This is a genomic window from Prauserella endophytica, from assembly GCF_005146945.1.
Classification (GTDB): Bacteria; Actinomycetota; Actinomycetes; order Mycobacteriales; family Pseudonocardiaceae; genus Prauserella_A; species Prauserella_A endophytica.
This window is the reverse complement of sequence record NZ_SWMS01000007.1, coordinates 24,099-41,373: the sequence shown is the minus strand read 5'-3', so window position 1 is coordinate 41,373 and position 17,275 is coordinate 24,099. Positions and strand designations below refer to the sequence as shown.

Annotated in this window: 14 protein-coding genes; 5 read left to right on the top strand and 9 right to left on the bottom strand. The window is 72.4% G+C overall.

The window, feature by feature from the left end:
• Positions 1 to 7: 7 nt before the first annotated feature.
• Together FCN18_RS14605 and FCN18_RS14600 are read right to left on the bottom strand one after the other, a co-directional pair.
• Positions 8 to 358, bottom strand: a complete 351-nt coding sequence (locus FCN18_RS14605) for a hypothetical protein (protein ID WP_199543221.1) — start codon at positions 356 to 358, stop codon at positions 8 to 10.
• Positions 359 to 398: 40 nt separating this feature from the next.
• Positions 399 to 2,030, bottom strand: coding sequence for a RecQ family ATP-dependent DNA helicase (locus FCN18_RS14600; protein WP_137095357.1), 1,632 nt, complete (start codon positions 2,028 to 2,030; stop codon positions 399 to 401).
• A 93-nt stretch (positions 2,031 to 2,123) separates the two neighbouring features.
• On the opposite strand from FCN18_RS14600, the gene fdh reads away from it, so the two are divergent.
• From fdh to FCN18_RS14580, 4 genes are all read left to right on the top strand, one after another.
• On the top strand, positions 2,124 to 5,399 hold the full coding sequence (fdh, locus tag FCN18_RS14595; protein ID WP_137095356.1) for a formate dehydrogenase: 3,276 nt from the start codon (positions 2,124 to 2,126) through the stop codon (positions 5,397 to 5,399).
• Positions 5,396 to 6,298: a 4Fe-4S dicluster domain-containing protein gene (locus FCN18_RS14590; protein WP_137095355.1), complete on the top strand. Its 903-nt coding sequence runs from the start codon at positions 5,396 to 5,398 to the stop codon at positions 6,296 to 6,298. Before fdh ends, FCN18_RS14590 begins: the two co-directional genes overlap by 4 nt.
• Positions 6,295 to 7,227, top strand: a complete 933-nt coding sequence (gene nrfD / locus FCN18_RS14585) for an NrfD/PsrC family molybdoenzyme membrane anchor subunit (RefSeq protein WP_112267341.1) — start codon at positions 6,295 to 6,297, stop codon at positions 7,225 to 7,227. Before FCN18_RS14590 ends, nrfD begins: the two co-directional genes overlap by 4 nt.
• A 90-nt stretch (positions 7,228 to 7,317) precedes the next feature.
• Positions 7,318 to 7,749, top strand: coding sequence for a hypothetical protein (locus FCN18_RS14580; protein WP_137095353.1), 432 nt, complete (start codon positions 7,318 to 7,320; stop codon positions 7,747 to 7,749).
• Between the two features lie 128 nt (positions 7,750 to 7,877).
• On the opposite strand, the gene FCN18_RS14575 is transcribed toward FCN18_RS14580, so the two are convergent.
• From FCN18_RS14575 to FCN18_RS14555, 4 genes are all read right to left on the bottom strand, one after another.
• Positions 7,878 to 8,528, bottom strand: coding sequence for a winged helix-turn-helix domain-containing protein (locus tag FCN18_RS14575; protein ID WP_137095352.1), 651 nt, complete (start codon positions 8,526 to 8,528; stop codon positions 7,878 to 7,880).
• A 386-nt stretch (positions 8,529 to 8,914) separates the two neighbouring features.
• The gene (locus FCN18_RS14565; RefSeq protein ID WP_228713955.1) at positions 8,915 to 9,907 is read right to left on the bottom strand and encodes an ABC transporter substrate-binding protein; all 993 of its coding nucleotides are present in this window, start codon (positions 9,905 to 9,907) and stop codon (positions 8,915 to 8,917) included.
• A 24-nt stretch (positions 9,908 to 9,931) separates the two neighbouring features.
• Positions 9,932 to 10,693, bottom strand: coding sequence for an ABC transporter ATP-binding protein (locus FCN18_RS14560; protein ID WP_113643910.1), 762 nt, complete (start codon positions 10,691 to 10,693; stop codon positions 9,932 to 9,934).
• A gap of 1 nt (position 10,694) precedes the next feature.
• On the bottom strand, positions 10,695 to 11,774 hold the full coding sequence (locus FCN18_RS14555; RefSeq protein ID WP_369973621.1) for a FecCD family ABC transporter permease: 1,080 nt from the start codon (positions 11,772 to 11,774) through the stop codon (positions 10,695 to 10,697).
• Positions 11,775 to 11,901: 127 nt separating this feature from the next.
• On the opposite strand from FCN18_RS14555, the gene FCN18_RS14550 reads away from it, so the two are divergent.
• On the top strand, positions 11,902 to 13,122 hold the full coding sequence (locus tag FCN18_RS14550) for an MFS transporter (protein WP_112267333.1): 1,221 nt from the start codon (positions 11,902 to 11,904) through the stop codon (positions 13,120 to 13,122).
• Here the strand turns inward: FCN18_RS14550 and FCN18_RS14545 are convergent.
• Genes FCN18_RS14545 through FCN18_RS14535 form a run of 3 tightly spaced genes read right to left on the bottom strand, consistent with a single transcriptional unit; the run spans position 13,109 to position 17,171 of the window.
• Positions 13,109 to 13,717 (bottom strand): TetR/AcrR family transcriptional regulator, encoded by a 609-nt coding sequence (locus FCN18_RS14545; protein WP_137095351.1) that lies wholly within the window; start codon positions 13,715 to 13,717, stop codon positions 13,109 to 13,111. The genes FCN18_RS14550 and FCN18_RS14545 overlap by 14 nt on opposite strands.
• Complete coding sequence (locus FCN18_RS14540; RefSeq protein ID WP_170200558.1) at positions 13,714 to 16,077, bottom strand: acetyl-CoA acetyltransferase; 2,364 nt, start codon at positions 16,075 to 16,077, stop codon at positions 13,714 to 13,716. Before FCN18_RS14540 ends, FCN18_RS14545 begins: the two co-directional genes overlap by 4 nt.
• Positions 16,074 to 17,171 carry an MBL fold metallo-hydrolase gene (locus FCN18_RS14535; RefSeq protein WP_137095349.1) on the bottom strand — a complete coding sequence of 366 codons (1,098 nt, stop codon included), beginning with the start codon at positions 17,169 to 17,171 and terminating at the stop codon, positions 16,074 to 16,076. The genes FCN18_RS14540 and FCN18_RS14535 overlap by 4 nt, the downstream gene beginning before the upstream one ends.
• Positions 17,172 to 17,275 lie beyond the last annotated feature (104 nt).

Sequence of the window (17,275 nt, the reverse complement as noted above, 5' to 3'; positions counted from 1 at the left end):
AGCCCCCTCACCTGGGCACGGCCGCGCGCTCGTCCGGCACGCAGTGCGTCAGCACGAGATCGCTGACCTCGCGCGGCCCGTTGTGGCCCAGGTTCCGCAGCCGCCGCCGGTCGCGGGCCCCCTCGGAGTGCCTGCCGCCGATCACGGTGGAGAAACGCACGGCTACGTCGGTGGGCTTGCCGCGCTCGGGGATGCGCTCGCGGTGGCCGATCTTCTCGGGGGACCGGGCGTTCTCGAGCGTCGCGGCGGGCCCGCGACGGCCCGCGGTGCGCCGGTTCTGGTTGTCGTAGCCGGGGTGGCACCGGCGGCCGGCCGGGACGGGTCGCCTGCCGCCGTTGTCCGGGGGAGTGTCGGGCATGGGCAGGGCCTACCCGCGGCGCCGGAACGTCAACCGAGGTTCACCCGTGCGTGAGCAGGCCGTGCTCGCGGACCGCGGCGAGTGACAGGGTGCGGTAGCCCGCGTCGTCGAACAGCACGGTGATCCTGTCGGCCTCCTGGGCCACCACGTTGCCCGCGCCCCACTCGGGGTGACGGACCCGCGAGCGCAGCGGGAACTCCGCACGGGTGTCCTCCGCCGGGGCGTGCTCGACGGCGGTGCCCGCGTCGCACCGGTCGCAGAGCCCGCATGCCCGCGGCAGGTCCTGGCCGAAGTAGCCGAGGAGGAACCGTCTGCGGCACGTCCTGGTCTCGGCGTACTCGCGCAGCACCTCGACCCGCGAGCGGTCGAGCCGCTGCCGTCGCTCCAGCTCCGCCGCCGCGGCGCGCACCGGGTCGGTGCCGTCGCCTGCCCACGTCAGCTCGCCCCGCCGGGTCCTGCGCACGACGCCGGCCTGTTCGAGAAGGTTGAGGTCGCGGGTCACGCGGCGGTGCGACCGCCCGGTCGCGGCCTCGGCGTCGGCGAGGCGGAGCCGTCCCTCGTGCCGCCGGATCACGTCGGCGAGCTCACGCACCGCGGCCTCGTCCAGCGATTGCGAGGCGAGGAAGCGCTGCAGTCCGAAGTCCTCGCCGCGGTGCACCAGCAGCGCCCCGGCGGGTTCGCCGTCGCGCCCGGCGCGGCCGATCTGCTGGTAGTAGGAGTCGAGCGAGTCGGGCGGCGCGGCGTGGACGACGAACCGGACGTCGGGTTTGTCGATGCCCATGCCGAACGCCGAGGTGGCGACCACCACGTCCACGTCGCCCGCCATGAACGCGTCCTGCACGCGCCGGCGCTCGACGGCGCGGAGCCCGGCGTGGAACGCCTCGGCGCGCACGTCCCGCTCCCGCAGCACCTCCGCGAGCCGCTCGGTGTCCGCCCGCGTCGCCGTGTAGACGAGGCCCGGCTTCGCCGCGCCGGTGACGTGCCCCGCGACGATCTCGACCCGGCTGTCGTCGTCGGCGGTCTCGCGTGCCGCGAGGTGCAGGTTCGGCCGGTCGAAGCCGGCCACGACCCGTGCGGGGTCGCGCAGGCCGAGCTTCTCCACGATGTCGTCGCGCACCGGTCCGCCCGCGGTGGCCGTGAGCGCCAGCACCGGCGGCCTGCCCACGTACTCGGCGGCGTGGCGCAGCCGCAGGTAGTCGGGCCGGAAGTCGTGCCCCCACGCCGACACACAGTGCGCCTCGTCGACGACGAACAGGGCGGGGTCGCTGTCCGCGAGGCGGTCGAGCACGTCGTCCTTGGCCAGCTGCTCGGGGGAGAGGAACAGGTACTCGGCGTCGCCGGCGGTGGCCGCCTCGAACGCCTCCTCGGTGTCCCGGGCGCCCTGCGCGGAGTTCACCGCGACGGCCTCGGGTGCGTCCGCCTCGCCGAGGCTGCCGATCTGGTCGCGTTGCAGCGCGATCAGCGGCGACACCACGATCGCGGGCCCGGGCAGCAGCATCGTGGGCAGCTGGTAGATCGCCGACTTGCCGGAGCCGGTCGGCATCACCACGAGCACGTCGTCGCCGTCGAGCACGTGCTCCATGGCCGTGAGCTGCTCGGGGCTCAGCTCGCGCCAGCCGAAGGTCTTCCTGGCGAGCCGCCGCAGCCTTCCCGGGATCGAGGTGTCGGGCATGGCCCGGTGTTCCCCTGGTCCGCCCCCGGAAACCCGGGTTTGGGACTCGTGATCACGGGGAAAGGCGTTACGGCGAGTGAGGAGGATGTGAGCATGGGGCTGGCGGACTGGATCCGCTCGTGGCCGGTGTACCGGCAGCTGACCGGACGTGATCGGACCGGCCGGGGCAAGGCCGCGCAGTCGGGGCGCTCGGCGGCGCTCGCGGCACGCACCACCGATGCCGACCGGGTCGTCGGCTCGGTGTGCCCGTTCTGCGCTGTCGGCTGCGCCCAGCATGTCTACGTCAAGGACGAGCGCGTCGTCCAGATCGAGGGCAACCCGGACAGCCCCATCTCGCGGGGGAGGCTGTGCCCCAAGGGCTCGGCGAGCAAGCAGCTGGTCACCGGGCCGCAGCGGGCCGAGCGGGTGCTCTACCGGCCGCCGTACGGCACCGAGTGGCAGGAGCTCGACCTCGACACGGCGATGGACATGGTGGCCGACCGCGTGCTCGACGCGCGGCGCAAGGGCTGGCAGGACGCCGACGAGGACGGCAACCGCCTGCGCCGCACGATGGGCCTCGCGAGCCTCGGCGGCGCGACGCTGGACAACGAAGAGAACTATCTGATCAAGAAGCTCTTCACGGCGCTCGGCGCCATCCAGATCGAGAACCAGGCGCGTATTTGACACTCCGCCACGGTTCCCGGTCTGGGAGCCTCCTTCGGTCGCGGCGGGGCGACGGACTACCAGCAGGACCTCGTCAACTCCGACTGCATCGTCATCATGGGCTCGAACATGGCCGAGGCCCATCCGGTCGGGTTCCAGTGGGTGATGGAGGCCAAGGCGCGCGGCGCCGAGGTGATCCACATCGACCCGAGGTTCACGCGCACCAGTGCGCTTGCCGATCTGCACGTGCCGCTGCGCGCCGGCACCGACATCGCGTTCCTCGGCGGTGTGATCAACCACATCCTGGAGCACGATCTCGACTTCCGGGAGTACGTGCGCGCCTACACCAACGCGCCGTACCTGGTGGACGAACGCTTCCAGGACACCGAGGACCTCGACGGGCTCTTCAGCGGGTACGACTCAGGGACCGCCTCCTACGACAACACCACCTGGCAGTACGAGAGCCAGACCGACAGCGGCGAGGGCGGCACCCGCGCCAAGGAACAGTCCCGGCCCGACCAGCTCGGCTCCGGCGGACCCGGCGTCGAGGGAGGCGCGCGCAAGATCGCGGCCGACCCCGAGCTCAAGCACCCGCGCTGCGTGTTCCAGATCCTCAAACGGCACTTCGCGCGCTACACGCCCGAGGCCGTCGAGGAGATCTGCGGCGTGCCCGCCGAGACGTTCCTGCGCGTGTGCCGGGCGTGGACGGCCAACTCGGGCCGCGAGCGCACCGCTGCGCTCGTCTACAGCGTCGGCTGGACCCAGCACACCCTCGGCGCCCAGTACATCCGGGCAGGCTCGATCATCCAGCTGCTGCTCGGCAACATCGGCAGGCCGGGTGGCGGGGTGTTCGCGCTGCGCGGGCACGCGAGCATCCAGGGCTCCACCGACATTCCCACCCTGTTCAACCTGCTGCCCGGCTACCTGCCGATGCCAGACACCTCGCACGAGGACCTGCCGAGCTACCTGCACAAGGTGCGGGGCGACCGGCAGAAGGGCTTCTGGCGCAACGCCGACGCGTACCTGGTCTCGCTGCTCAAGGAGTACTGGGGTGAGGCGGCGACGCCGGAGAACGACTTCCGCTTCGACTACCTGCCGCGCATCAACGGCGACCACGGCACCTACCGGACGGTGCTGGACATGCTCGACGGCAAGGTGTTCGGCTACTTCCTCCTCGGCCAGAACCCCGCCGTCGGTTCAGCGCACGGGCGGCTGCAACGGCTCGGGATGTCCAATCTGGACTGGCTGGTGGTGCGCGACCTCACGATGATCGAGAGCGCCGAGTTCTGGAAGGACTCCCCGGAGATCGAGACGGGCGAGATCGTGCCCGAGCGGTGCCGCACGGAGGTGTTCTTCTTCCCGGCCGCCGCGCACGTGGAGAAGGCGGGCACGTTCACGCAGACGCAGCGGATGCTGCAGTGGCGGGACAAGGCCGTCGAGCCGCGCGGCGACCAGCGCTCGGAGCTGTGGTTCATCTACCACCTCGGGCGCCTGCTGCGGGAGAAGCTCGCGGGCTCCGCCGACGAGCGCGACCGCCCGCTGCTCGACCTCGCCTGGGACTACGAGCTGGAGGGAGAGGACGAACCGTCCGCGGAGGACGTGCTGCGCCGGATCAACGGCATCGACCTGCGCACCGGCAAGGAGGTCGACGGCTACCTCGACCTGCGGGCCGACGGCACGACCGTGTGCGGCTGCTGGATCTACAGTGGAGTGTTCGCCGACGGCGTCAACCAGGCCGCGCGCCGCGAACCGCACGACGAGCAGGGACCCTACGAGAACGAGTGGGGCTGGACCTGGCCGCTGAACCGGCGCGTGCTCTACAACAGGGCTTCCGCCGACCTCGACGGAAGACCGTGGAGCGAGCGTAAGGCGCTCGTGTGGTGGGACGCCGAGCGCGGCGAGTGGACCGGTCACGACGTGCCGGACTTCGAGAAGAACAAGCCGCCGGACTACCGGCCCGCCGACGACGCCGTCGGCCCGGCCGCGCTGAGCGGCGACGACCCGTTCGTCATGCAGGCCGACGGCAAGGGCTGGCTGTTCGCGCCCAATGGCGTGGTGGACGGTCCGCTGCCGACGCACTACGAGCCGCACGAGTCGCCCGTGCGCAACCGGCTGTACGCACAGCAGGGCAACCCGGCGCGCAAGGTCTTCGGCCGCGCGGAGAACCCGTCCAACCCGTCGCCTCCCGAACGCGGTGGCGAGGTGTTCCCGTACGTGTTCACCACTGCGCGGCTCACCGAGCACCACACCGCGGGTGGGATGAGCAGGCAGCTGCCGTACCTCTCGGAGCTGCAGCCCGAACTGTTCATGGAGGTCTCTCCCCGGCTCGCCGCCGAGCGCGGGCTCACGCATCTCGGCTGGGCGCACGTGATCACGAGCAGGACGGCCGTGGACGCGCGCGTGTTCGTCACCGACCGGATGCGGCCGCTGCGCCTCGAGGGCAGGGAGGTGCACCAGGTGTGGATGCCCTACCACTGGGGGCACACCGGTCTGGTGGACGGCGACGTGGTGAACGACCTGATCGGCGTGGTGCTCGACCCGAACGTCTTCATCCAGGAGACCAAGGTCGCCACGTGCGACGTCCGGCCGGGCAGGCGCCCGCGCGGGCCCGCGCTGCTCGACTACGTCGCCGGGTACCGGCAGCGGGCGGGCGTCACGCCGGAGACCGGCACGCGAATCGACACCGTCACCCGGCACGACACCGCGCACCTGGAGGAGGACCGATGACCGAGGAGGCCGCGCGCACCGACCCGGCCACCGCCACCGGCTACGGAGAGCACCCACCGAGGGTCGGGTTCTTCACCGACACCTCGGTGTGCATCGGCTGTAAGGCGTGCGAGGTGGCGTGCAAGGAATGGAACGGCGTCCCCGACGACGGATTCGACCTGCTCGGCATGTCGTTCGACAACACCGGCACGCTCGGCGCCAACTCGTGGCGCCACGTCGCTTTCGTCGAGCAGCCCGCGCCGCCCGAGCCCCGGCGCGCCGAGGCCGTGGACCTCGGCCTGCCGTCGTTCGACCTGCCCGGCGCGGGCACCGGCGAGGAGGGCCGCACCGACTTCCGGTGGCTGATGAGCTCCGACGTGTGCAAGCACTGCACCCACGCCGGTTGCCTCGACGTGTGCCCGACCGGTGCGCTGTTCCGCACCGAGTACGGCAGCGTGGTGGTGCAACCCGACATCTGCAACGGCTGCGGCTACTGCGTGTCCGGCTGTCCGTACGGCGTGATCGACCGGCGCGAGGACGACGGCCGCGCCTGGAAGTGCACGCTCTGCTACGACCGGCTGCGCGACGGGCTGGAACCCGCCTGCGCCAAGGCGTGCCCCACCGACTCCATCCAGTTCGGACCGCTCGACGAGCTGCGCGAGCGGGCACGGGAACGCGTCGAGCACCTGCACGACTCCGGCGTGCCCGAGGCGCGGCTCTACGGGGAGAGCCCGGACGACGGCGTCGGCGGCGACGGCGCGTTCTTCCTGCTGCTGGACGAACCCGAGGTGTACGGCCTCCCACCGGACCCCGTGGTCCCGACCAGGGACGCGCCGTCGATGTGGAAGTACGCGGGCATGGCGGCGTCGGCCTTCGCCGCGGCCGCCGTGTCGGTGTTTCTCGGAAGGGGCTCGCGGTGAAGCAGCAGGAGAGCGTGGTGCCCGAGGCGACGTTCCGCTCCTACTACGGGCAGCCGGTGCTCAAACCGCCGGTTTGGGAGTGGAAGATCGCGGCCTACTTGTTCACCGGTGGGCTGTCCGCGAGCTCGGCGCTGCTCGGCGCCGGGGCCGACCTGACGGGCCGCCCCGCCCTGCGCAGGGCGGGCAGGCTCGGCGCGCTGGGCGCGCTCGGCGCGAGCATGTATCTGCTGGTGGCCGACCTCGGCAGGCCGGAGCGCTTCCTCCACATGCTTCGGGTGGCCAAGCCGAGCTCGCCGATGAGCGTCGGCACGTGGATCCTCGTCGCCTACGGGCCTGGCACCGGCGTGGCGGCCGTCGCCGAGCTGGTGCCGCGCGGATGGCGGAAGAGGCTGCCAGGGCGGCTGCTGCGCCGCCTGGCGCGGCCCGCGGGACTGTCCTCCGCCGCCGTCGCACCCGCGGTGGCGTCCTACACGGCGGTGCTGCTCTCGCAGACCGCCGTGCCGGCCTGGCACGAGGCACACCGCCAGCTGCCGTTCGTGTTCACCGGCTCAGCCGCGGCCGCGGGCGCGGGCCTCGGCCTGGTTTGCGCGCCCGTGAGCGAGGCGGCGCCCGCGCGCAGGCTCGCTGTCGCGGGGGCCGCGCTGGAGAGCGTGGCGGCCAGGCTCGTCGAGCACCGCTCTGGGCTCGCGGGGGAGGCGTACCGCACGGGAAAGGCTCACCGGCTGCGGAAATGGTCGGAGTGCCTCACCATCGGCGGCGCGCTCGGGGCGCTGCTTCCCGCCCGGCGCAGCCGCGCCGCGGCCGTGGCGTCCGGTCTGGCGTTGCTGGCGGGCAGCGCGCTGCAGCGGTTCGGCATCTTCGAGGCCGGCGTCGAGTCCACGAAGGATCCGAAGTACGTCGTGGTTCCCCAGCGGCAACGGAAGGTGTGACGGATGTCTCACCGAGCGCGTTTGTTGATCAGTGGGGCAGGGTACTCCGGTTTCTCGTGCGTTGAGCGAACAGCGGATGGGTGATTGACCGTGGCGGAAACGGATGAGGCGTGGGCCGACGACACCGGATGGCGGGCGGCTCGCGTACGTGATCTCCCGGCGTTACGACATCGCGTGCGGGCCATGCTCTCCCGGTACGACCACCAACTGGTGACCGACGCTCAGCTACTGGTCAACGAGCTGATCACGCTGGCGCTGACCGGCGCTTCCCGCTCCGTCCGGCTGCGCCTGTCCCACGCACCGGGTCGCCGCCTGCGCGTCGAGCTCGACCGGCTCGCCACGCCGGTCGCGGCGCGCACGCCCGAGGAACGCTGCGGCCTCGAATTGGTTCGCGCCCTCGCGGCGGTGAGCGGTCTCGACGGCGGCACGGGCCACACGGTGCGCGCCGACTTCGACCTCAGCGCGCCATCGCGCCGGCCGGTGTTCCCGGCCCAGGCCCGCGTGGCCCGCGCCGTTTCCTGAGTCACCCCGTCCGCGGTGAAGGCCACCTTCACTGCGCCCACCCGTCTCCCACCACCACCCGAACGGAGACGCTGGCGCGCCGCGGTGTTCGATTCAACGCAGGCATGGTGGCCTTCACTGCCGTCACCTCACCTGAGCACGTAGCCGACACCGCGCACGGTGTGCAGCACCGGCGGCGGTCCCAGCTTGCGGCGAAGCTGCGCGATGAGCACCTCCAGCACGTTCGAAGCCGGCGGCACCAGCTCGTCCCACGCCGCGGCGATCAGCTCGGCCCTCGGCACCGGCCCGCCCTTCGCGACCAGCCGCTCCAGCACCAGGAACTCCTTGGTTGTCAGGGTCAGCAGCGTGCCGGCGCGGCGCGCCTCGTGCCGCCCCGTGTCGAGCTCGAGATCCCCGGCCCGCAGCACCGGCGCGGGCAACGTGGCACCGCGGCGGCAGAGGCTGCGCACCCGCGCGACGAGCTCGGCGACCGCGAACGGCTTCACGAGGTAGTCGTCGCCCCACCGCAGCCCCGCGATCCGGTCGGTCACCGCGTCGCGCGCGGTCAGGAACAGCACGGGCACGGGCCACCCGGCCCGCCGGCGGTGTTCGACGTACCGCAGCGCGTCGCCCGACGGCAGCATCCGGTCGAACACGGCTCCGTCATAGGCGTTGACGGCCAGCGCCTCGTCCGCCTCGGGGAGGTCGGTGGCCGCGTCGACGGCGAAGCCGGCGCCGCGCAGCGAAGCCTCGACGGCCACCCTGAGGTTCTCGTCGTCCTCCGTGACCAGCACGCGCACCCCTCAACGGTAGCGGTCCGTGCCCGCCCGCGTACGCGCAGGTCACGGGAACGAAGCGCGGCCGCAGGCCATGCGTGACCACGGCAGCGCAAGCTCGTCCCGCGTGGACGCCGGCGCCGGCGCACACGTTGCGCACCACGGCGGGAATCGTCGCTCACTCGCGGCCGCGCACCTCGATGCGCCCGTCGAGCACGCGCTCGTGGATCACGCGGCTCGTCGCTCCGGGCAGGAACACGCCCGGCGGCACGTCGAACGTCCACCGTTCCACTCGTAGGCCCGGAGGGTGTGCGGGTCGGCCTTCGGCTGGTTGAGCGCGATGATCTGTTCGGCCGGAAGCGGCGGTGGCGGCCGGCCGATCGTGCCCACAGCTGCCTCCTCTCGGTGGGTCAGCGGCCGATGGAGCGCAGGTACTCGGCGAGCTTCTCGGCGGCGTCGAGGTTGCGCGGTCCGCTCACGGCCTCGCCGTAGTCGAGGACGTGGAAGCGGTTGTTCCGCACGGCGGGGGAGTCGGCCAGCGGCGGGAACGACTTGAGGAACGCGATCTTCTCCTGCACCGGCTGGTCGCCGTAGTCCACCACGGCGATCACCTCGGGCTGTGCCTCCACCACCGGCTCCCAGCCGACCGTGGTCCACCGCTCGGCTAGGTCGCCGAAGATGTTGCGCCCTCCGGCGAGGGAGACGATCACGTCGGGCGCGCCCTGCCCGCCAGAGGTGAACGGCTGGTCGGTTCCCGAGTCGTAGATGAACACCCGCGCGGGCTCGCCCTCGGGCCGGTTCCCCTCCAATGTGGACGCCCGCTGTTCGAGATCGGCGACGAGCTCCTCCGCACGGTCGGGGACGCCGAAGATCTGCCCGATCTGGCGCAGGTCCGTGTAGAGCGCCTCAAGCGGAGGCACCTTCACGGGCCGGTCGCCGTAGTTGAAGCAGCTCTCCGTGTGCTGGTAGCTGCGGATGCCGACCTCGTCGAGCCGGGCGGGGGTGATGCCCCGCTCCTCGCTGAAGCCGGAGTTCCAGCCCGCCAGCACCCAGTCGGCCTCGGCGGCGACCACAGTCTCGAAGCTCAGCACGTCGGTGGACAACGTCTCCACCGACCGGTAGTCCCGCAGGTACGGGGACCGCTCGACCGCGGGGTCGGCGGTGCTGGGCATGACCATGCCGCGCATGCGGTCGGCGAGGCCGAGCGCGAACATCTTCTCTGTGCTGCTCATGTCGTAGGCGACAGCGCGCTCCGGCCGGGGATAGGTGATGCGCTCGCCGCAGTTCTCGATCGTCACGGGCTTCGGGCCCTGCTTGGCCTGCGGCGCTACGTCGGCGCCGCACGCGGTGGCGAGCAGGCCGGCGGCGAGCAGCGCGGACAATGTGGCGGGGAGCCGGTTCACGGGGACGGCCTTCCTTGTCGGGGACTACAGGGTGTAGAGCAGCTGGGGGACACCGGTGCGGGGATGGCGCACCACCGTGGGGGTCACGCCGAACACGCGCCGCACCAGCTCCGGCGTGAGCACGTCGGCAGGTGGCCCGGTCTCGACGAGCGTTCCGTTCTGCAGCACGGCGAGCCGGTCGCACGTCGACGCGGCGAGGTTCAGGTCGTGCAGCGCGACGAGCACGGTGAGCCCGCAGTCGCGCAGGAACGCGAGCAGCTCGACCTGGTGCCGCACGTCGAGGTGGTTGGTGGGTTCGTCGAGCACGAGGAGTTCCGGTTCCTGCACCAGCGCGCGGGCGATGAGCACGCGCTGGCGTTCGCCGCCGGAGAGCGACAGGATGCCGCGCCGCGCGAGGTGGGTGACGCCCGTGCGGCGCATCGCCTCGGCGCAGAGCTCCCGCTCGCGATCGCTCAGCACCGGGTTGCCGCGCTGGTGCGGGAACCGGCCCAACGCCACCACCTCGGCGACGGTGAAGTCGAGATCGGCCGTGCCGTCCTGAGTCAGCGCTGCGACCGAGCGCGCACTGTCGCGAATGGACAGCGTCGTCAGGTCGGTTCCGTCCACCAGCACGGCGCCCGAGCTGGGCCGTAGCGCCCGGTACACGCAGCGCAGCGCGGTCGACTTGCCGCTGCCGTTCGGCCCGACGAGGCCCACCACCTCGCCGTCGCCCGCCTTGAGGCTCAGCTCGTCGATCAGCCTGGCACCCGAGATCTCCACGGAGACCGCGTCGAGGGTCAGCTCCATGTCAGCGGCCTCCGAACAGATAGCCGCGGCGGCGCAGCAGTGTCACGAACACGGGCACGCCGATCAACGCCGTGATCACGCCCAGCGGCAGCTCACGGGGGGCGAACAGGGTGCGCGAGGCGAGATCCACCCACACCAGGAAGATGGCGCCGGCGAGCGGGGCGATCACCAGCACGCGGCGGTGGCTCGCGCCGACGAGGATGCGCACGAGGTGCGGCATGACGAGCCCGACGAAGCCGACCGCGCCGCTGACCGCGACGAGCGCGCCGGTGACCACGGCGGTGAGCAGGAACAGCCTGCGGCGCACGGCCGCCGCGTCGACACCGAGGCTCGCCGCGGACTCGTCACCCATCGCCAGCACGTCGAGCGCGCTGGACTGCCTCAGCAGCAGGGCGACGGCCACCGCGACGGTCGCCGCGGCGATGGGGAGCGAGCCCCACGCCGCCCCACCGAGACTGCCGAGCAGCCAGAACAGCACCGAGCGCGCGGCCTCGCCGAACGGAGCGAAGAACACGATCACGCTCATCAGCGCCTGGAAGCCGTAGGCCAGTGCCACGCCGGTGAGCACGAGCCGCAGCGGCGTGAGCCCGGCCCGGCCGTGTGCGGCGACGTACACCAGCACGGACGCGGCGAGCGCGCCCAGGAACGCGGCCGCCGACAGCGCGTAGATTCCGAGGCTCGCGAACAGTCCGAACGACACGACCGCGCTCGCGCCCACCGAGGCGCCCGACGAGACCCCGAGGATGAACGGGTCGGCGAGTGCGTTGCGCACCATGGCCTGCACCGCGACGCCGATGACGCTCAGCCCGGCGCCCACCACGATGGCGAGCAGCACCCGTGGCGTGCGGACCTGCCAGATGATCGAGTACCCCGTGACGTCCTCGGGCCCGATCGTGCCGCCCGTGAGGGCGGCCCCGAGGTAGCGGAGTGTGTCCGGCAGTGGGACGACCGCGGGACCGAGTGAGATCCCGGCGATCGCCGACGCCACCAGCACGACCACCAGAGCCGCCACGGTCAGCGGACCGCGGGCCCGGGAGTTCTCCGGCGGAGCCACCCCGGGCGCCGCCTCCGTCACCGTCACGCGAATCCTCCACAGTGGACTTGTCCGGATGGTCGCCACCCGGCCGCAGCGATACTACAAATGAAAATCATTGTCGTCTAGCCTGTGCGTGCCAGAATGAGCGAGACCCCGGAGGAGCCACCACCCCGTGACACAGACAGCCGGCGCGGCGACCACATCCGTCCTGCGCGACACGTCGTTCCTGCGACTCTGGTCGGGCACCACCGCATCCGGGCTCGCGACCTGGGCGTTACCGTTCATCCTCGGCCTCGCGGTGCTCGATCGTTCCCTCAGCGCGACCGGGCTCGGACTCGTGCTGGCCACGCGCACCGCGGGCTTTCTCGTCGCCGTCCCGGTCGGCGGCGTGCTCGCCGACCGTTACTCCCGCAGGAAGGTCGTGTGGTGGTCCGGGCTCGCCGCGGTCGTCGGTTCCCCGCTGATCGCGCTGGGGCTCGACCGGTCGCTGGCCCTCATGGCCGTCGCCGCGGCCGTGGTCGGCGCGGGTCAGGGCGCATGCAGGCCCGCCTTCCAGGCGCTCACCGCCGAAGTGGTCGACGAGCCGCGCCGCCAGCAGGCCAACGCCGCCCAGACGTTCGCCGTGCGGGTCACCACGCTCGTCGCCCCCGCGCTCACCGCACTGCTCGCCACGGTGGTCGACACCGCGGCCCTGCTGATCGCCACCGGTGCGCTGTGGCTGATCGCCGCGGTGGTCCCGCCGTGGGTCACCCCGCACGCGCCGTCGCCCGCCCGTACGCGCGCGCGTTTCGTCACCGAGTTCGCCGACGGGGTACGCGAGGCGCGCAGGCACCCGTGGCTACTCGCCGGGCTCGGCGCGCTCACGGCCGTGATCGCCACCGGCTACTCCGCGACGGGTGTGCTGCTGCCGCTGGTCAGCCGCGACCGTTACGACACCGAGGCCGTGCTCGCCGCCGCACTCACCGCCTACACGGCCGGTGCACTCGCGGGCGCTCTGCTCGTCGCGCGCTGGCGCCCCCGCGCGCAGGGCCGGGTCGCCCTCGCCGGGCTCGCCTGCTACGGCTTCGCGCCGCTGAGCCTGCTGCTGCCCGTGCACCCTGCCGTGGTCGTGGGCGCCTACGTGCTCGCCGGTGTGGGCATCGAGCTGTTCAACGTCCCGTGGTTCACGGCCACGCAGCGCGAGGTCGCGCCCGACAAGCTGGCCCGCGTCTCGTCACTGGACTTCCTGCTCTCCTACGGCCTCGCGCCCGTGGGCCTCGCGCTGATCGCGCCCGCGCTGGATGCGTTCGGGGCCCCGGCGGTGCTCGGTGCGTGCGCGCTGGTGTGCTTCCTCGCGCCCGCCGCGGCGGCCCTGGTGCCCAGCAGTCGCCGGTTCAGCGTCAGGGAGCCGTGAGCGGCGGGCGCAGGAGGAAGTCGACGAGCTGGTCGGCGTAGGTGTCGATCTGCCCTGGCAGCGTGGACTGCAGGTGCGCGGGCGTCGACATGACGTGCATGACGACGCCGCCGCACAGGGTGTCGAGCAGCAGCGTCACCGATGTGCCCTCAGGCAGCTCACCCCTGGCGATCCCGCGCTTCACCATCGCGCGCGCGGCCCTGATCTGCGCATGCCGCAGCTCCTCGCAGCGCTGCGCGAGTCCGGGGATCGTCGGCGCCTCCAGGCTCATGCGCAGTGCCGCCTTGCGGCTCGTTCCCACGTACAGCCGCAGCAACTGCCTCGCCAGATCCACCAGGTCGCCCCGCAGCGTCCCGGTGTCGGCGTCGGCGACGTTCGCGACGTGCGCGGCGAGCGCGTCGAGCAGCAGCTTCTCCTTCGTCTGCCAGCGCAGGTAGATCGACGCCTTGCCGACACCCGCAAGGCGCGCGACCGACTCCACACTGAACCCGGCCCAGCCCGCCTCGCCGAACAACTCCACCGCGGCGAGCGCGATGCGCCGGTCCACCTCCGGGTCACGGGGCCGGCCGGTGTGCGGAGAGGCGGACGCGGTCATCGGTTCCGCCACCGCGGCGGGCGTTTCTGGGCGAAGGCGGTGACGCCCTCGATGGTGTCCTCACTGACGAGCAGGTCGTCGAGCGCTGCCGATGGGTGGTTCACGGCCTCGATTGTGTCAGCGATGCCCTCGGTCTCGGCCATCATGCGCAGCGACGCGCGAACCGAGGTGGGGGAGCCCTCCAGGATCTCGGCGGCGAGCGCACGCGCTCCCTCCAGCGCCGTGCCCGCCTCCACCACCCGGTTGACCAGCCCGTACGAGCGCGCCTCGTCCACGCCCATCCGCCTGCCGGTGAGGATCAGCTCCGTCGCCACGGCCTTCGGGATCGCCCTCGGCAGCCGCACCAGCCCGCCCGCCGCGGCGGCGAGCCCCACCCTCACCTCGGTGAGCCCGAACTGCGCCGTCGCGTCGGCCACGACCAGGTGGCAGGCGAGCGCGATCTCCAGCCCGCCGCCGAGTGCGTAGCCGTTCACCGCCGCGATCACCGGCTTCGGCAGCTCGCGGCGCGACGTGAGCCCCGCGAAGCCGTTCTTGGGCATCCACAACGACTTCCCGGACGCGGTGTGAGCGAGGTCGTTGCCCGCGCTGAACGCCTTTTCGCCGGCGCCGGTGAGGATCGCGACCCACAGTTCGTCGTCGGCGAAGTAGGCGTCGAAGATCTCGTCGAGCTCGGTGTTGGCCTCCGGGTGCAGGCTGTTGCGGGCCTGCGGCCGGTTGATCGTCACCTCCAGCACGTGCCCGTCGCGGCGCACCAGCACGTGCTCGTAGGACTCGCGCAGCACGGCCGGTCTCGGCGGGAACAGCTCGGCCATCCGCGCCTCGCTCGTGGTGACACGGTTGCCGAAGCCGAACGAGCGCGCGAACACCCTCGTCCCGATGGGTTCACCGGTGCCGAGCAGGTCGAGCATCTCGTCGTCGCCGCGCAGGGTGTTGGCCAGGAACCGCTCACCGGACTCGAGGCGCCCGATCACCACGCCCGTGCGCGAGCCGTCGCGGCCGTACTTCACGGTGTAGGTCTCGATCGTCGCCCACCCGTCGGCGTGCATCACGTCCTCGGGCGCGGCCCCCGCGTCGATCCCGGCCTGCAGCTCGGCGTCGCGGCTCGTCCGCCATTCCGTTGGCGTCGTGGAGTAGACCCCGGCCGAGTACTTGCTCAGCAGTCCGCCGTTGGCCCCGATGAGTCCGTAGGCGCCAGGCTGCTCGCGCAGCCGCTGCACCAGCTCCGCGATGGCGTGCATCGAGTAGTTGTTGCCCGCGCCGCCGAAGAACGGCAGGCCGCCGGTGAGCGTGAGGCCGCGTGCGTCGTCGGTCGCGAGGCCGAGCCCGTCACACAGGGCGAACACCGCGATCGGGAAGCAGCTGTAGAGGTCCATGGCCGCGACGTCGTCGAGATCGATGCCCGCGACCTCCAGCGCGTGCCGCACGGCCAGCACGGCGGCAGGTGCCGCGCTGAAGTCCGCCCGCCGCAGCAGGTCCCGCTCACGCAGGTCCGCGTGCCCGTGCAGGAAGACCCACTTCTCGCGCGGAATCCCGAGCCTTCGCGCGGCGGCCACGGACATCACCAGCACCGCGGCGCCCTGGTTCACCTTCTCGCGCGCGACGACGTAGCGCGGGTACGGGTCGGTGATCGGCCGATTCGACTCCGACGGCGTCACCAGCTCGGCCACGGTCCGCTCGACCGGCGCCGCCGAGTGCGGGTTGGTCGCCGCGATCTTGCTGAACGGCGCGAACAACTCGCCCATCGCCGCGGCATAGTCCACACGCGACAGTCCCAGCCGTGCCCTGCGCGCGTTCTCGAACAACGAATACTGGGTGGGTGGGTCGATCAGCTCGTGCAGCACCTGCTGCCGTGTGGCCAGCCCCCGCAGCCCGAGCCCCCGGTCCTCGAGGCTGCCCTCGACGTGCTCGGTGAAGTCCGGCTTGTCCTCCGCGCCGAGCAGGTGGGCCACGGTGGAGATCGCCTCGGACCCGAACGCGAGCGCCACCTCCGCGCCACCGCCGGCGATCGTGGCGGCCAGCTCGGTCACGAGATGCTGCGGTTCCTGCCCGCCCACGACCTCCAGGATCGCCCTCGCCGGCGACGCGCCGAGCCGGTTCGCCACCGACCGTGGGTAGTTGTCCGAGCGGCCCAGCGGAGCGAACGCCCCCGGCGTGGAGATCTCGAACTGCCGGATCCCGGCCACGGTGTCGATGGCGTCGGCTATCGCCGCGGTTTCGGCGCCCGTGTCGGCGAGCGCCTCCCGAGCGGCCGCGGCGGCCAGCTCCACCGCCGACAGCCCGCGGTAGCCGGGTTCCCCGATGCGCTCGGAGGACTGCCCCACGCCGACAAGGACGGGGGTGCGGGCGTCGAGATCGGTCACGTGGTGCTCCTGACGCGGATCGGGCTGCCGTTCTCCCCGTGCCGCCAGGCCAGCTCTCCCCGGCGCACGAGGTGGTCGATGTGGGCGCCCGTCTCCGCGAGGGCGCCGAAGCGCATGCGGCCGATCCGCTCCCATGGCCGGGACCACGTGAGGTGGCGGGCGACCTCCCACACCGTGGGCTCGCCCAGCCCGGCGACGACCGCGACCACCTCGCGGCAGCGCTCCTCGTGGTGCTCCCGCAGGAGCCGCGTGCGCGCGGCGAGCCCCCGGAAGCGGTACTCGTGCGCGGGCAGCGCGTCGTGGTCGTCGTACTCGCCCACTCGCTCCAGCGACTCGAGGAACCGGCCGAGCGGGGAGTCGGCCGAGTTCGGGTACAGCCCGATGTTCGGCGTGATCCGGGGCAGCACGTGGTCGCCCGTAAGCAGGAGCCGGGCGTCGGGCTCCTGCAGGCAGAGGTGGCCCGGCGTGTGCCCGGGCGTCCAGACGGCGCGGAGCCTGCGCCCCGCCATCGGCACCAGGTCGCCGTCCTCCAGCAGCACGTCCGGCTCAGCCATCGCCGCGCGGTCGTCGGCGGTGGCCGACTCGTCGAGTGGGCTCACGAGCTCCGCGATCTCGTCCTCGTCCGCCCCGGAGAGCCGCAGCCAGCCACCCGCGGTCGGCAGGGAGTTCCGGCTCGCCGCCACGGCGATGCGTTGCGGCAGCGTGTCGCGCTCAGCGGGGTGCATCGCCACCCAGGCGCCCGACTCCTCGCGCAGGCGGCCGGAGAGGCCGTGGTGGTCGGGGTGCACGTGGGTCGCCACGATGCCCGTCACGTCGGCCGTCGTCGCACCTGCCTCGGCCAGTCCGGCGAGCAGCGTGTCCCAGCCCTCGCGCGTGTTCCAGCCGGGATCCACCACCACGATGCCGTCGTCGCCGGGAACCAGGTAGCAGAGCGTGTACCGCAGCGGGTTGTCCGGAATCGGCACCGGCACCGACCACAGCCCGCCGGGAAGTCGTTCGACCGGCGGCAGCGTCCGGTCGAGCCAGGCGGCGCGCTGCGCCGTCCCGAGGACGCTGATCCCGGGCACCCCGGGATCGGTGGGGTCCGCTGTCATGGCTCACCGACTTCCTAGACGGCCTTCGTCTGTAATGACCTCGAACATAACGTGCCGTGGTGAGGCCGATCAACGAGTCCTCGATCACGTCACCCCTGTGGCCG

Bases quoted from the DNA above. Each gene is read 5' to 3' on its own strand.
- FCN18_RS14605 (WP_199543221.1), bottom strand. From the start codon at position 358: ATGCCCGACACTCCCCCGGACAACGGCGGCAGGCGACCCGTCCCGGCC.
- FCN18_RS14545 (WP_137095351.1), bottom strand. From the start codon at position 13,717: ATGACCGCGTCCGCCTCTCCGCACACCGGCCGGCCCCGTGACCCGGAG.
- FCN18_RS14600 (WP_137095357.1), bottom strand. From the start codon at position 2,030: ATGCCCGACACCTCGATCCCGGGAAGGCTGCGGCGGCTCGCCAGGAAG.
- FCN18_RS14590 (WP_137095355.1), top strand. From the start codon at position 5,396: ATGACCGAGGAGGCCGCGCGCACCGACCCGGCCACCGCCACCGGCTAC.
- FCN18_RS14535 (WP_137095349.1), bottom strand. From the start codon at position 17,171: ATGACAGCGGACCCCACCGATCCCGGGGTGCCCGGGATCAGCGTCCTC.
- FCN18_RS14560 (WP_113643910.1), bottom strand. From the start codon at position 10,693: ATGGAGCTGACCCTCGACGCGGTCTCCGTGGAGATCTCGGGTGCCAGG.